Genomic DNA, 14,231 nt, shown 5'->3' on the forward strand with positions numbered 1-14,231 from the left:
TCGCTGGATGAGTTGCGGAGGCCTACGCGATCGCTTCCGCGATCACGCCGCCGCCCAGGCAGACGTCGCCGTCATAGAGCACGGCGCTCTGGCCCGGCGTGACCGCCCATTGCGCCTGCGGGAAGTCGAGCCGGATGCTGCCTTCAGCCGGACCACCCGGTTCACCCGGCGTCATCGCGCAGGCGGCGTCGGCCTGCCGGTAGCGGGTCTTGGCGCCGAAGCCGCCGAAGGCCGGCGCTTCGTCGGTCCAGCTCAGGTCCTGCGCGACCAGACCGCGGCTCTGCAGCAGCGGGTGATCGTGGCCCTGGACGACGACCAGCGTGTTGGTCTCCAGATCCTTGCGGGCGACGAACCAGGGCGCGTGCTCGCCGCCGCCGCGCGGGGCGCCCTTCTCCTTGATGCCGCCGATGCCCAGTCCCTGACGCTGGCCCAGCGTGTAGAACGACAGGCCGACGTGCTCACCCACCTTGCGGCCGCGGTCGTCCTTGATCGGACCGGGCTTCTGGGAGAGATAGCGGTTGAGGAACTCGCGGAACGGGCGCTCGCCGATGAAGCAGATGCCGGTCGAATCCTTCTTCTTCGCGTTCGGCAGGCCGATCTCCTCGGCGATGCGGCGCACCTCGGTCTTGGGCAGGTCGCCGACCGGGAACATCGTCTTGCGCAGCTGCGCCTGGTTGAGCCGGTGCAGGAAATAGCTCTGGTCCTTCAACGGATCGAGCCCCTTGAGCAGTTGCACGCGGCCGTCGACCTCGCGCACCCGGGCGTAGTGGCCGGTGGCGATCTTCTCCGCGCCCAGGCGCATCGCGTGGTCGAGGAAGGCCTTGAACTTGATCTCGGCGTTGCACAGCACGTCCGGGTTGGGCGTGCGGCCGGCCTGGTACTCGCGCAGGAACTCGGCGAAGACGCGGTCCTTGTATTCGGCGGCGAAGTTGACGTGCTCGATCTCGATACCGATGACGTCCGCGACGGCGGCCGCGTCGACGAAGTCGATGTTGGAGGAGCAGTACTCGCTGTCGTCGTCGTCTTCCCAGTTCTTCATGAAGATGCCGACGACCTCGTGGCCCGCCTGCTTCAGCAGCCAGGCCGTCACGGCGGAATCAACGCCGCCGGACAGCCCGACGACGACGCGTTGCTTCTTGGGATTCATGGGGCGGCATTGTCCCAAAGGTGGACATCACCCGTCCCCCGCGGGGTTGACCCGGGGCCGAGGCGCGGTGGTCTCCGATCCGTGACGCAGTCCTCGCCACGAGGGGCGACCCCCGATTCGCGTGTCAGGGATGGCTGACAAGCGATTGCGCCAACGCTGACAGGGGCTCGCGGCAACGCCGGCTCCACCGCCACGCGGGGCGGGAAGAAACTGGATGAAACAGGGAGCACAAGGTCATGAACATCGTCATCGTCGATGGATCCATCACGGCACGGGCGCAATGGCAGGCGCTGCTGGCACGGGAGCGCCAGATCCACGTGGTGGGAGAGGCCGGGTGCGAGCGCTCCGCCATCGAGGTGATCGCCCGGGCGCAGCCGGACGTGGTGCTGATGGACCTGGCCTTGCAGCCGGGCAGCGGGCTGCGGGTGCTGCGGGCGATCCGGCAACTGGGCGTCGGCGCGCGGGTGATCGTGATGACCCACAGTTACTACGAGGAGATGCGGCGGGCCTGCGCGGAGCACGGCATCTCGGGCTTCTTCGACAAGGGCCGCCAGACCGACGAGGCGCTGGCGATGCTGCGAGGCTGGCGCGCGCCGCTGCCGGTCGACGAGGACGAACGCCAGGCCGCCGTGGACGGGCTGGACCTGCAGTCGCGGGTGCACGTCGCCTTCGACGAACTGGCCGATCTGGCCTGCGACATCAGCGGCGGCGCCATGGCGGCCGTGGGCCTGGTCGACGGCGACCAGTTGCGGCTGATCGGCACCTCGGGCCTTCACCTGCGGCTGATGCCGCGGGCCCGGGGCCTGTGCACGCACGTGATGCACCACGGCAGCCTGCAGGAAGTGCCGGACACCTGGCATGACCAGCGATTCCTCGATCACCCGCTGGTCCAGGGCGCGCCCTACGTGCGCTTCTATGCGTCGGTGCCGCTGTCGCTGTCGACCGGCGAGGTGGTCGGCAGCCTGTGCGTGATGGACCGGCTGCCGCGCCGCCTGCGGGACCGGCAGCGCGAGTCGCTGACGACGCTGGCGCGCTGCGCGGTCAACGAGCTGGAAGCCTGCCGGCGCGAACCCCGCCACAGCCAGCAGGCCATCAGCGCCGCGATGACGCTCTGAAGCCGGCGCCGATCGCTCCGACCGCGCGTGACGACAGGCCCTCCGGGGCCTGTCGGCGTTCCGGGGCCGCTCAGTGCGGCCAGGCCCGGGGCGCGTAGAGCGACGGGTGGCCGCTCACCGCCTCGATCGGCAGGCGGCGACCGGCGGCGTGATCCTCGATGCACTGCAGGATCAGCGGGCTGCGGTGGCGGTCCTGGCTGGCGCGGATCTCGTCCAGCGTCAGCCACAGCGTGCGCTGGATGGGCTCGTCGAACGGGCGGCCCGGGATCTGTTCCCCGACCCGGCCGGTGAAGGCGAGCCGGACATAGGTGACATCGTCGTTGCGGTCGGGCCGCAGGAAGCGCGACATGTAGACGCCGAGGAAGGCGTCCGGCGTGAACGGCCGGGCGGTTTCCTCGAGGACTTCGCGCACGACGGCGTCGATCGCCGATTCCGCCTGCTCCAGGTGGCCGGCGGGGTTGTTCAGCAGCAGTCCGTCGCGGGTGAGTTCCTCGACCAGCAGGTAACGGCCCTCCTGTTCGATCACGGCGGCGACGGTGACGCTGGGCTTGAATCGTTCGGTCATTGGTCCTTCCTGAAAGGGCGGCTCGAGCCGCGGCGCCAATGCCGGGAACGGCCACCTCGATGGGTGCGGGCCGCATTGTGAACGCCGAAAATGAAAAACCCCGGCAAGCCGGGGCCTTGTCATCGGGACAGGGGATCAGCGACGGCCGCGGTCGTGGTCATCGCGGTCGCGATCGGGACCGCGTCCGTGATCCCGGTCGGGGCCCCGGCCATTGTCCCGGTCCGGGCCGCGGTCATGGTCGCGGTCATGGCCACGGCCATGACCGTGGTCGTCGCGCCAGTCGCGGCGGCCGTCCGGGCGCCAGCGGTACTCGGTGTGTTCGCGACGATATTGCGGCGCGTAGACGTCGCGATACCAGGTGTCGCGGACGAAGTACACCGGGCGGCCGCAGGCGTTGTAGCGCGCGCAATGACGCGCCCAGTTCTTCTGGTGGCCCGGGGGCACCAGCAGGTAGACGGCGGGCTGCGGCGCCGGGACGCGCTCGACCAGCACCGGCCGCTCGTACACCACCTGCGGGCGGACGTTGCCGATGTCGATCTGGCCATAGAAGCCCGGCTCGCCGATGCTGACCGACACGCCGACATCGGCCGCCCGGGAAGTCATCGGCACCAGGGCCGCGATTGCCAACGCACTGCTGAAAACCATCTTCTTGATCATGGGTGACTCCTTTCGGGGGTCATTGGACGCCCCAATTTAACGCTGCTTTCACCCCTGCGGACGACAGCGGTTCACCTTTCGAAACAGCATTGCCCCCACGTTGCGGGGTGGCGTCTCCCTGGTGAAAACCCCTGTCGCGGGCGAGGCTCGCCCAGGGCGGTCGCCCGTTAAGCTCGCCTCGACCCGGATTCGGACGGAGGGACTCCAGATGCTGATCGGTGTGCCGCAGGAAACCGCGGCGGGAGAGACGCGCGTCGCCGCGACGCCGGAAACCGTCAAGAAGCTCGTCGCGCAGGGCCATGTGCTGCGCGTGGAGCAAGGCGCGGGCCTGAACGCCAGCGCCACCGACGAGGCCTATGCCGCCGCCGGGGCGGAGATCGTCGCCCGGGAGGCCGCCTTCGGCGCCGACCTGGTGCTCAAGGTGCGGTCTCCGGACCCCGGCGAACTGCCGCTGTTCAAGCCCGGCGCGGTGCTGGTCGGCATGCTGAACCCGTTCGACCGGGACGGCCTGGAGCGTCTGGCCGGGGCCCGCCTCACCGCCTTCGCGCTGGAGGCCGCCCCGCGGACGTCCCGCGCGCAGAGCATGGACGTGCTGTCCAGCCAGGCCAACATCGCCGGCTACAAGGCCGTGATGCTGGGCGCCTTCCACTACCAGCGCCTGTTCCCGATGCTGATGACCGCCGCCGGCACGATCAAGGCCGCGCGGGTGGTGGTGCTCGGCGTGGGCGTCGCCGGTCTGCAGGCGATCGCGACGGCCAAGCGGCTGGGCGCGGTGATCGAGGCCTCGGACGTCCGGCCCGCCGTCAAGGAGCAGGTCGAATCGCTGGGCGCCAAGTTCATCGAGGTGCCCTACGAGACCGACGAGGAACGCGAGGCGGCCGTCGGCGTCGGCGGCTACGCCCGCCCGATGCCGCCGGGCTGGCTGCAGCGCCAGCAGGTGGAGGTCGCCAAGCGCGTCGCGCAGGCCGACGTCGTCATCACGACCGCGCTGATTCCCGGCCGCCCGGCGCCGGTGCTGGTCACCGAGGAGATGGTCCGCGCGATGAAGCCCGGCTCCGTGATCGTCGACATCGCCGCGCCCGCCGGCGGCAACTGTCCGCTGACCGAGCCCGGCCAGACCGTCCGCAAGCACGGCGTCACGCTGGTCGGCGAGACCAACCTGCCCGCGCTGGTCGCGGCGGACTCGTCCTCGCTGTACGCGCGCAACCTGCTGGACTTCCTGAAGCTGGTGCTGACGAAGGAGGGCGGCTTCGCGCTGCCCGCCGACGACGACATCGTGACCGCCTGCCTCGTCGCGCATGAAGGCCAGGTGCTGCGCAAGGCCTGACCCCGGATCCGCGCCCCGTTCCCGCCGTTCCCGCCGTTCCCGTTTCCCCGGAAGGAGCTCTCCGCATGGACGCCGTCTCCCCCACCCTGATCAACCTGACGATCTTCGTGCTGGCCATCTACGTCGGCTACCACGTCGTCTGGACCGTCACGCCCGCGCTGCACACGCCGCTGATGGCCGTGACCAACGCGATCTCCGCGATCGTCATCGTCGGCGCGATGCTTGCCGCCGCGCTCACCGAGACCACGCTCGGCAAGGGCCTGGGCACCTTCGCCGTCGCGCTGGCGGCGGTCAACGTCTTTGGCGGCTTCCTCGTCACGCGACGGATGCTGGAGATGTTCAAGAAGAAGGAGCGCAAGTGACCCACCGCCGCATCGACGTGGACCGGGCCGAGCGCCGGGCCGCTCCCAAGCCGGCCCGAATCCCCTCGTGGGATCGGGCGACGTACCCATCGACCGGGGGGGCCACATGACGATGAATCTCGTCACCCTGCTGTATCTGATCGCCAGCGTCTGCTTCATCCAGGCGCTGAAGGGCCTGTCGCATCCGACGACCTCGATCCGCGGCAACCTCTTCGGCATGGTCGGCATGACCATCGCCGTGCTGACGACCGGCGCGCTGATCCTCAAGCTCGCCGGCGGACAGACGCTCGGCCTGGGCTACGTGCTGGGCGGCCTGGTGATTGGCGGCGGCATCGGCACGGTCATGGCGCAGCGCGTCGAGATGACCAAGATGCCGGAGCTGGTCGCCTTCATGCACAGCATGATCGGCCTGGCCGCCGTGTGCATCGCCGGCGCCGCGGTCGTGGAGCCGCATGCCTTCGCCATCGCGCCGCGCGGCGAGCCCATCCCCGGCGGCAACCGCATCGAGCTCGCGCTCGGCTGCTTCATCGGCGCGGTGACCTTCTCCGGTTCGGTGATCGCCTTCGGCAAGCTCAGCGGCAAGTACAAGTTCCGGCTGTTCCAGGGCGCGCCCGTCACCTTCCCCGGCCAGCACTGGCTGAACGCGCTCCTCGGCCTGGCCGCCGCGTTCTTCATCTTCGGCTTCTGGCATTCGCAGAGCTCGATGGATTTCATCCTCGTGGCGCTGCTGGGCTTCGCGCTCGGCGTGCTGCTGATCATCCCGATCGGCGGCGCCGACATGCCGGTGGTCGTGTCCATGCTCAACAGCTACTCCGGCTGGGCGGCGGCGGGCATCGGCTTCTCGCTCAACAACAGCATGCTGATCATCGCGGGATCGCTGGTGGGCAGCTCGGGCGCGATCCTGAGCTACATCATGTGCAAGGCGATGAACCGCTCGTTCTTCAACGTGATCCTGGGCGGCTTCGGCGCCGAGGCCGGCGCGGCGGCCGCCACGACGCAGCAGCGCAACGTCAAGAGCGGCAGCGCCGACGATGCCGCCTTCATCCTCGGCAATGCCGAGAGCGTCATCATCGTCCCCGGCTACGGCCTGGCGGTGGCGCGCGCGCAGCACGCGGTGAAGGAGCTCGCGCAGAAGCTGATCGACAAGGGCGTGACGGTCCGCTACGCGATCCATCCGGTCGCCGGCCGCATGCCCGGCCACATGAACGTGCTGCTCGCCGAAGCCGAGGTCCCCTACGACCAAGTGCACGAGATGGAGGACATCAACGCCGAGTTCGGCCAGACCGACGTCGCGATCATCCTCGGCGCGAACGACGTGGTGAACCCCGCCGCGCTGCAGAAGGGCAGCCCGATCTTCGGCATGCCCATCCTCGAGGCCTACAAGGCGCGAACCATCATCGTCAACAAGCGCTCGATGGCCGCGGGCTACGCCGGCCTGGACAACGAGCTGTTCTACATGGACAAGACCATGATGGTCTTCGGTGACGCGAAGAAGGTTGTCGAGGACATGCTCAAGGCCATCGAGTAGCACATCTGCGGGGCGGAGCTCGCGCGGCTCCGGTCATCTTCCAGCCTTATTGGTAGCTGGCCTACTGACTTGGGTGGGAGCTGTCGCCATTTGCTGCAAATCGAGGCTGGTGCGGGCGGGCGCTGACCTGAAGAGACTGCAGGGTCCTTTCTTCTGCTGTGTCCATGATGTCCGCCAACCTAGATCTGTTGCCCGGCGCGCCTGCGCCATTGACCTCGAAGGGCAATCCTGCGCCACGCGCGCACGACCGCCGTGTCCGACCTGACGAGGACGAACGTCTGGACGAGGCAGCCACCGAGTCCGGCAGCGCCCCGCCGGACTCGCCCGCCGCCAGCACGCTGGAAACCGCGGCCACTCCGGACGCCCCTGCGGTGCCGGGCGTCCCTGCGTTGCCGGACGCCGCCGCGATGCCGGATGGCGACGCCGGTGCTACCGAAGCACTCCCCGCCGCCGCTGCCTCGGCCAGCGGCGAACGCCATGACGACCGCTCCTCGGCGCTGCTGGCCGCGGGCCTCGGCCTGCTGGGCATCGGCGGCGCGGCGGGCCTCGCGGGCTCGTCGTCCGCAGGGGACTCGAAGCCGATCGGCGCCATCGATCCTCCGAAGTCCGATCCTCCGAAATCCGATCAACCGAAGTCGGATCCGCCCGTGTCGGAACAGAAGCCGGACCCCGGAACGTCGACGCCGGGCACGGATCAACCTTCAGCGGACCATCCGCCGGCAGATCAGTCCCACGCGGGTCAGTCTCAACAGCCGGACCCTGGCAAGTCGGATCCCGACCCCTCGCCGCCGGCCGATCCCGCTCAACAGCCACCCGCGCCCGTGCCGGTCGCACCGACGCTGTCGCTCGCGGTCGACACCGGTCGCAGCGGGCAGGATCACATCACGTCCTCGGGCGCGGTGAACGTGTCGGGGCTGGCGCCGGGGGCCACGCTCTCGGTCAGCCTGGACGAGGGCAAGACCTGGACCTCGCACAGCGGCGACGAGCAGTTGCCGGAAGCGCTGTTCGGCGCGGACGGGATGAAGCATCTGGAGGTCAGGCAGATCGACGCGAAGGGCAACGCGGGCGAGGTGGCTGAACTGTCCTTCACGCTCGACCGGACGGCGCCGGACGCGTTGCATTGGTCGATGCCGACCGACAAGACCGCGCTGGGCCTCGCTGACACGATCGCCGTCCAGGGCGTCGAAACGGACGCGATCGTCCAGTACCGCCCCGACGCGCAGACGCCGTGGCTCGCCGCCGCGGGCGGCCTGATCCCGGTCTCGATGTTCCAGCACGACGGCGCCGGGCAGGTCGAAGTGCGCCAGATCGATGTGGCCGGCAACGAGAGCGCAAGCACCACGCTGGTCGCCCGTGTCGATGTGACCGCGCCTGCGACTCCGACGCTGTCGCTCGCGGTCGACACCGGTCTCGATCGTCACGATCGCGTCACTGCTGCCGGCCCGGTGAACATCGAAGGACTGGAGCCGAACGCCACCCTCGCCATCAGTCTCGACGGCGGCCAGACCTGGACCCCGCGCAGCGGCGACGCGCAGCTGCCGGAGGCGCTGTTCGGTGCCGACGGATTGAAGCAACTGCTCGTCAAGCAGATCGACGCGAGCGGCAACGAGAGCGACGCCGCCCAGCTGTCCTTCCAACTCGACCGGACGGCGCCGGGCGAGTTGCAATGGACGATGCCGGCCGGCAAGCCCGCACTGGGGATTGACGATGCCATCCAGGTCCACGGCGCCGAAACCAATGCGCTGGTGGAATACCGGCTTGATCCGGCGGCACAGTGGTTCCCCGCCAACAACGGCCGCATGCCGGTCTCGGAGTTCCACCAGGACGGGACGCAGCAACTCCAGGTGCGCCAGTCCGATCTGGCGGGCAACGACGGCCCGGTGACGACGTTCAACGTCCCTGTCGACGTCACCCCACCCACCATGCCCACGCTGAAGCTGCTCAACGACACGGGTGTCAGCAGCACCGACGGGATCACGTCGTCGGGCAAGGTTCATGTCGACGGTCTGGAAGGCGGCGCGACGCTGCTGGTCAGCACGAATGGGGGCGACTGGCAGGCGTTTGCCGAGGGCACGACCGTGGTGGATTCGGATTGGCTCTTCCCCTTCGGCGGCGGCAAACCGAGCTTGCTGGTCAAGCAGGTGGACGCCGCTGGCAACGCCAGTGACGCGGCCAGCTTGAGCTTCACACTGGACAACCAGGCGCTGAATCCCAGCTGGATGTCCTCCGGCAAGGACCACGGCGGGGGAGAAGGGCCGGCGCAGGTCACCCTCGGTGCGCAGGACTTCTTCCAGGTCAATCGCTACAGCGGCTGGGACGCCCGCCAGGACGTCGTGTCCTACCGCGTCGATGGCAGCACCTGGAAAGAGGTGCCCGCCGACGGTCGTCTGCCATTGAGCGCCTTCGGCGCCGACGGCAAGCACCAGCTGGAGATGCGCGAGACGGATCTGGCAGGCAATGTCGCCATCAGGCCGGTCGAGATCACCCTCGACACGTCGCCGCCGAGTGCACCGAAGCTCTCGCTGGAGCACGACGACGGCGCGAGTTCGACGGACTTGATCACTTCCAATCCGATCGTCCTCGTCGGCGGCCTGCAACTGGGTGACACCTTCCGGTCTCGAACGAACGGAGGCGAATGGGGGCCCAGCGAGCCATGGGTCCCGGGTGTCGGAACGGGTGGATGGGTCATCGGTTCCAACACGGTCGAGGTCTACGCGATCGATGCCGCCGGCAACGCGGGTCCGAGCAGCCAACTGACCTACCAGTACCAGTTCGCCGGCGCCGTGATCTGACCTGAGACGCCCCCTAGGTCCGAGGTGTCGCCCAGACCCGTGATGACCTAGCATCTCCCGCGGCCGGTTCCTCGCGGAGCCGGCCGTTCCCTTTCATGTGCGGCGTGGGGGTGATTTGGCGGTATTCACGCGATCGATGGAGGTCCGTCCGGCAGCGGCGATGGTGTCGATCCGGCGGCTGGCGCTGCTGGTGGCGCTGCCGTTGCTGATGCTCGGCGTCGTCCATCTGTTCTCCCAGCAGTACGGCACGGCGACGCCGCCGCAGGTGCTGCGACTGACCGAAGCCCGCCTGCTGCCAGGCGATGCGCTCGATCCCGCGCAGATTCCCGGAGCATTGCCCGATGCGCGGTCGGGCGCGCGACTGCGGACCGGGCCGGCCTCCGCGGACTCGGCCGCGTCGTCCGTCGTGTCCCGGCCGTTGAGTCCGACGGCCACCCCGACGCCGATGCCCTCGACGATGCCGACCACGCCCGCCGTGCCCCTCGCACCGGGCCACGTGGTCGCGCTGCCGGTCCAGATCCACGACACCGACGCGCCGGGCCCGCTCTGGCTCGCGCTCGATTTCCACCTGGACCGGTCCGCCGAGGCGCCGTACTGGCTCGTGATCCAGCACCGGCCCGCGGCGACGGTCTATCTGGACGGGCAGTTGATCGCGACTTCGAGCCCGGGCAGCGGTTATGCGTCCGAGGACGAGGACGATCTCGCGCAACGCGGCCTGCTGCTCGCAGGTCGCCGGCTGCAGGTCAGCATCCCGCCCGCGATGCTGCCGGCCGGCGAGCATCGGCTCAGCCTGCGGCTCGCACGTCCGGGCTTCGAAGGCGCGGGGCTGTCAGCGCCGCTGCTGGGCCCGTCCGCGCAGATCCGCGCCTTGCAGGAGGGGCGCCGCTTCTGGCAGGTGATCCGCGTCACCACGGCGTTGGCCGGCATCGTCATCGGTGCGTTCATGCTGATGGTGTGGCTCGCGCTCCGCCAGGAATGGCTGTATGGCGTCACCGGCCTGTTCTGCCTGTGCACCGCGCTGCTGCTGTCGCCCTACCTGCTCAACGGCGCGCTGTTCCCCGCGCCGTGGTGGCGCGTGACGCTGGACCTGGCCGACGTGCTCTCGAAGGCGGGCCTGCTCTTCCTGGTCGCGCGGCTCTCGGGCATCGGGGCGCGCTGGCCCGAGAAGATGGCCATGGCCTACCTGGTGCTCGGCACCGTGATCGACGGCGCCGCCGCCTTCCTGGGCTGGAGCTGGACCGACTTCCATCACCCCTGGCCATGGTGGGCGCTCGGCAGTCGTGCCGTCGTGCTGGGCGCCGCGGCGGTCCTGGCGGCCCGGGCCGCGCTCGCGACGCCGCGTTACGCCCACCTGGTCGGCGCCTGCGCCGTGGCGCTGTCGGCCTGGGTCTGGCTCTATGTGAGCTGGTTCGCGCTGGTGTTGTCGAAGCAGATGAGCGTCGTCGACATCAACGTCGTCGGTCACGCCGTGCTGATCGCGATCGCTGGTGTGGCGCTACAGCGGCGCTTCGTCGGGTCGCTGCGCGACGAGGCGATGGCGCGCATCCGGCTCGAGCAGGCGCTCGATGCGCGCACCCGCGAACTGCAGGATCGCTGGGAAGACCTGCAGGACAGCGAGCGTCAGCGCACGGCCGCGCAGGAACGCGAGCGCCTGCTGCAGGAGATGCATGACGGTCTGGGCTCGCAGCTCGTGACCGCGCGGCTGTGCGCCGAGCGCGGCGTGACTTCGCAGTCGCTGGTCGGGCTGCTCGACGAGTGCATCCGCGAGATGCGCCTGACCGTCGACGCGCTCGCCGTCACGGACGGGGATCTCACGCTGCTGCTCGCCAACCTGCGGCACCGGATGGCGCCGCGGCTGCAGGACGCGGGACTCGAGCTCGACTGGCAACTGACCGACATCCCGCTGCTGCCGACCTTGCGCGGCACCGGCGGCCGCGAGTTGATCCGCATCGTGCAGGAGGCGCTCAGCAACGTCATCCACCATGCCGGCGCGACGCGGGTCCGCTTCTCGACGCGCGTGGACGAGGCGCGGGGACAGGTCTTGCTGTCCATCGTCGACAACGGACGCGGCATGGCGGCCGACCTGCGCCAGGGCAACGGCCTGCGCGGCATGCGCCGCCGCGCCGAGCGGATCTCCGCCGACATCGACTGGCGCGCGCCGGAAGAGGCGCCGGTCGAGGGCGGCACCGAACTGCTGCTGTGGCTGCCGCTGCACGTCGACCCGTGAGCGCAACGCGCGTGCGCGGGCACGCCGCGGGCCCGCAATCGCGTGGCATTCAAGCCGTTCCCGATGCGTTCTGGAGTCATCTCTCCACTTTGTGCGGTCTATCGAATCCCCTGATGGGGCCCCGATGGCGATCGGCGAGAATCCGCGCCGTACCTTGGAGACAGAACAATGGAGAAGAACTGGCTGAAGCACTATCCGGCGGGAGTGCCTGCCGAGATCGATGCGGACGTCTATCCCTCGCTCGTCGAGCTGATGGAAGCGGCGTTCAAGCAGTTCCCGGAGCGCGCCGCCTACAAGATGCTGGGGCGCTCGATCAGCTTCGAGCAGATCGACGAGGCCTCGCGCGCGTTCGCCGCGTACCTGCAGGGCCTGGGCCTGGAGAAGGGCGATCGCGTCGCGATCATGATGCCCAACGTGCCGCAGTACCCGGTCGCCGTCGCGGCGGTGCTGCGCGCCGGTTTCGTCGTGGTCAACGTCAACCCGCTGTACACGCCGCGCGAGCTGGAACACCAGCTCAAGGACGCCGGCGCGAAGGCGATCGTCATCATCGAGAACTTCGCCGCCACGCTGCAGCAGGTGCTCGCGAACGTGCCGACGAAGCACATCGTCCTGGCCGCGATGGGCGACATGCTGGGCTTCGCCAAGGGCATGGTCGTCAACTACGTCGTGCGCAAGGTCAAGAAGCTGGTGCCGGCGTTCGAGCTGCCTTCGGCCGTGCGCTTCAACGACGCGGTCTCGAAGGGCCGCGGTCAGACCTACAAGCGTCCGACGGTCGGCCCCAACGACATCGCGGTGCTGCAGTACACCGGCGGCACGACCGGTGTCTCCAAGGGCGCGGTGCTGCTGCATCGCAACCTGGTCGCCAACACGCTGCAGTGCGAGGCCTGGTACCAGCCCGCGCTGAAGAAGAAGCCCGCCGATGAACAGCTGATGAGCGTCTGCGCGCTGCCGCTGTATCACATCTTCGGATTCACCACCAACCTGATGCTGTCGATGCGCGTCGGCGGCTGCAACGTGCTGATCCCCAATCCGCGGGACCTGCCCGCGGTGTTCAAGGAACTCAGCCACCACAAGATCCACAGCCTGCCCGCGGTCAACACGCTCTTCATGGCGATGGCCAACCACGCGCAGTTCAACACGGTGGACTGGAGCGGGCTGGTGATCTCCGTCGGCGGCGGCATGGCCGTGCAGCAGGCGACGGCGCGGCTGTGGCTGGAGAAGACCGGCTGCCCGATCGTCGAAGGCTACGGCCTGTCGGAAACGTCCCCGGTCGCGTGCTGCAACCCGACGGACAGCACGGCCTATACCGGCTCGATCGGTCTGCCGCTGTCCGGCACCGAGGTGACGCTGCTCGACGACGACGGCAACGAAGTGCCGACCGGCAGCAGCGGCGAGATCGCGATCCGCGGTCCGCAGGTAATGGCGGGCTACTGGCAGCGGCCCGACGAGACCGCCAAGGTCATGACGGCCGACGGCTACTTCCGCACCGGCGACATCGGCACGGTGGACGAGCGCGGCTTCTTCCGCATCGTCGACCGCAAGAAGGACATGATCCTGGTGAGCGGCTTCAACGTCTATCCGAACGAGATCGAGGACGTGCTGACGCAGATGCCGGGCGTGGCCGAGTGCGCCGCCGTGGGCGTGCCCGACGAGAAGGCCGGCGAGGCGGTGAAGGTCGTGATCGTGCGCCGCAATCCGGCGCTGACCGAGGCCGACGTCAAGGCCTTCTGCGAAGCGAACCTGACCGGCTACAAGCGCCCCCGGGTCATCGAGTTCCGGACCGAACTGCCAAAAACTCCGGTCGGCAAGGTGTTGCGCCGTGAATTGCGCGACAAGAAGTAGCAGTCGGTAGCAGTTTTAGGGATTGCACTTGGGCGAAACCCGCCCTTGACACCCTAAAGTTCGCCCTCCTGAGGAGGAGGCAAGGCCGTGCTCGAAGAACGTTACGAAAAGACCGAGGCCGGGCGTGCGGAAATCAAGTCGCGCGCGCTGGTGCAAGCGCGCGTGGCGCGCAACCTGCTGCTGGTGATCGACGCCAGCAAGACCGGAGGCGACTGGGTGGGGGTGGTGCAAGGCGCCACGTCCGCCGATCTCGAACTGCTGGTGCAGCATCAGCTCGTGAAGGTGACCGCCGGTGCGCCGCTGTCGCGGCCCATGGGCCCGGCATCGATCGCGACCCCGCTGGGATCGGGCGGGCCGTCGTCGCGCATGAGTGGCGCCTCGGCGTCGCGACCCGTGCCGTCGCGGCTGGCGGGCGCGCCCACCTCGTCGCTGCCCTACCAGGAGCTGTACACGGCGCTGAGCACTTTCGCCAAGCAGCAGGGGCTGCTGAAGGGCTACAAGATCGCGCTGGAGGTCGAGCAGTGCGCCGACATGAGCCAGCTGCAGACCCTGGCGCTGGACATCATCGACCGCGTGCGCGCCGCCAAGGGCGACGCCGCGGCGCACGAACTGCGTGCGACACTGGGGTTCAACTGAACCGGACCGCCTGACATCCTGGAGGCGGTCCTT

General features: G+C 69.1%; 11 protein-coding genes. 8 read left to right on the forward strand and 3 right to left on the reverse strand.

Features of this window, described 5'->3' with window-relative positions; all coding sequences use genetic code 11:
• Window positions 1–22: 22 nt before the first annotated feature.
• Window positions 23–1,147 carry a tRNA 2-thiouridine(34) synthase MnmA gene (gene mnmA, locus AC07PR_RS24510; RefSeq protein ID WP_483108170.1) on the reverse strand — a complete coding sequence of 375 codons (1,125 nt, stop codon included), beginning with the start codon at window positions 1,145–1,147 and terminating at the stop codon, window positions 23–25.
• A 236-nt stretch (window positions 1,148–1,383) separates the two neighbouring features.
• Here mnmA and AC07PR_RS24515 point away from each other — a divergent pair, with 236 nt between their 5' ends.
• On the forward strand, window positions 1,384–2,262 hold the full coding sequence (locus AC07PR_RS24515; RefSeq protein WP_377159196.1) for a response regulator: 879 nt from the start codon (window positions 1,384–1,386) through the stop codon (window positions 2,260–2,262).
• A gap of 70 nt (window positions 2,263–2,332) precedes the next feature.
• On the opposite strand, the gene AC07PR_RS24520 is transcribed toward AC07PR_RS24515, so the two are convergent.
• Both AC07PR_RS24520 and AC07PR_RS24525 read right to left on the reverse strand, forming a co-directional pair.
• Complete coding sequence (locus AC07PR_RS24520; protein ID WP_377159198.1) at window positions 2,333–2,827, reverse strand: NUDIX hydrolase; 495 nt, start codon at window positions 2,825–2,827, stop codon at window positions 2,333–2,335.
• 135 nt (window positions 2,828–2,962) lie between these two features.
• Window positions 2,963–3,484: a hypothetical protein gene (locus tag AC07PR_RS24525; RefSeq protein WP_377159200.1), complete on the reverse strand. Its 522-nt coding sequence runs from the start codon at window positions 3,482–3,484 to the stop codon at window positions 2,963–2,965.
• A gap of 208 nt (window positions 3,485–3,692) precedes the next feature.
• Between AC07PR_RS24525 and AC07PR_RS24530 the strand changes: the two genes are divergently transcribed.
• The 7 genes from AC07PR_RS24530 to AC07PR_RS24560 all read left to right on the forward strand — a co-directional run bounded on the left by AC07PR_RS24530 (window position 3,693) and on the right by AC07PR_RS24560 (window position 14,198).
• Complete coding sequence (locus AC07PR_RS24530) at window positions 3,693–4,811, forward strand: Re/Si-specific NAD(P)(+) transhydrogenase subunit alpha (protein ID WP_377159202.1); 1,119 nt, start codon at window positions 3,693–3,695, stop codon at window positions 4,809–4,811.
• 65 nt (window positions 4,812–4,876) lie between these two features.
• Entirely contained in the window at window positions 4,877–5,173 is a 297-nt protein-coding gene (locus AC07PR_RS24535; RefSeq protein WP_377159204.1) for an NAD(P) transhydrogenase subunit alpha part 2, read from the forward strand.
• 106 nt (window positions 5,174–5,279) lie between these two features.
• A complete protein-coding gene (locus AC07PR_RS24540; RefSeq protein ID WP_495136860.1) occupies window positions 5,280–6,701 on the forward strand; it encodes an NAD(P)(+) transhydrogenase (Re/Si-specific) subunit beta in 1,422 nt (473 codons plus the stop codon).
• Between the two features lie 167 nt (window positions 6,702–6,868).
• Window positions 6,869–9,493, forward strand: coding sequence for a hypothetical protein (locus AC07PR_RS24545; protein WP_495136861.1), 2,625 nt, complete (start codon window positions 6,869–6,871; stop codon window positions 9,491–9,493).
• Window positions 9,494–9,629: 136 nt separating this feature from the next.
• The gene (locus AC07PR_RS24550) at window positions 9,630–11,720 is read left to right on the forward strand and encodes a sensor histidine kinase (RefSeq protein WP_483108166.1); all 2,091 of its coding nucleotides are present in this window, start codon (window positions 9,630–9,632) and stop codon (window positions 11,718–11,720) included.
• Between the two features lie 168 nt (window positions 11,721–11,888).
• Window positions 11,889–13,562 (forward strand): long-chain-fatty-acid--CoA ligase, encoded by a 1,674-nt coding sequence (locus AC07PR_RS24555; protein WP_377159211.1) that lies wholly within the window; start codon window positions 11,889–11,891, stop codon window positions 13,560–13,562.
• Window positions 13,563–13,649: 87 nt separating this feature from the next.
• Window positions 13,650–14,198 carry a hypothetical protein gene (locus AC07PR_RS24560; protein WP_483108164.1) on the forward strand — a complete coding sequence of 183 codons (549 nt, stop codon included), beginning with the start codon at window positions 13,650–13,652 and terminating at the stop codon, window positions 14,196–14,198.
• Window positions 14,199–14,231: the final 33 nt, after the last annotated feature.

The organism is Roseateles sp. GW821-FHT09H11, from assembly GCF_059415845.1.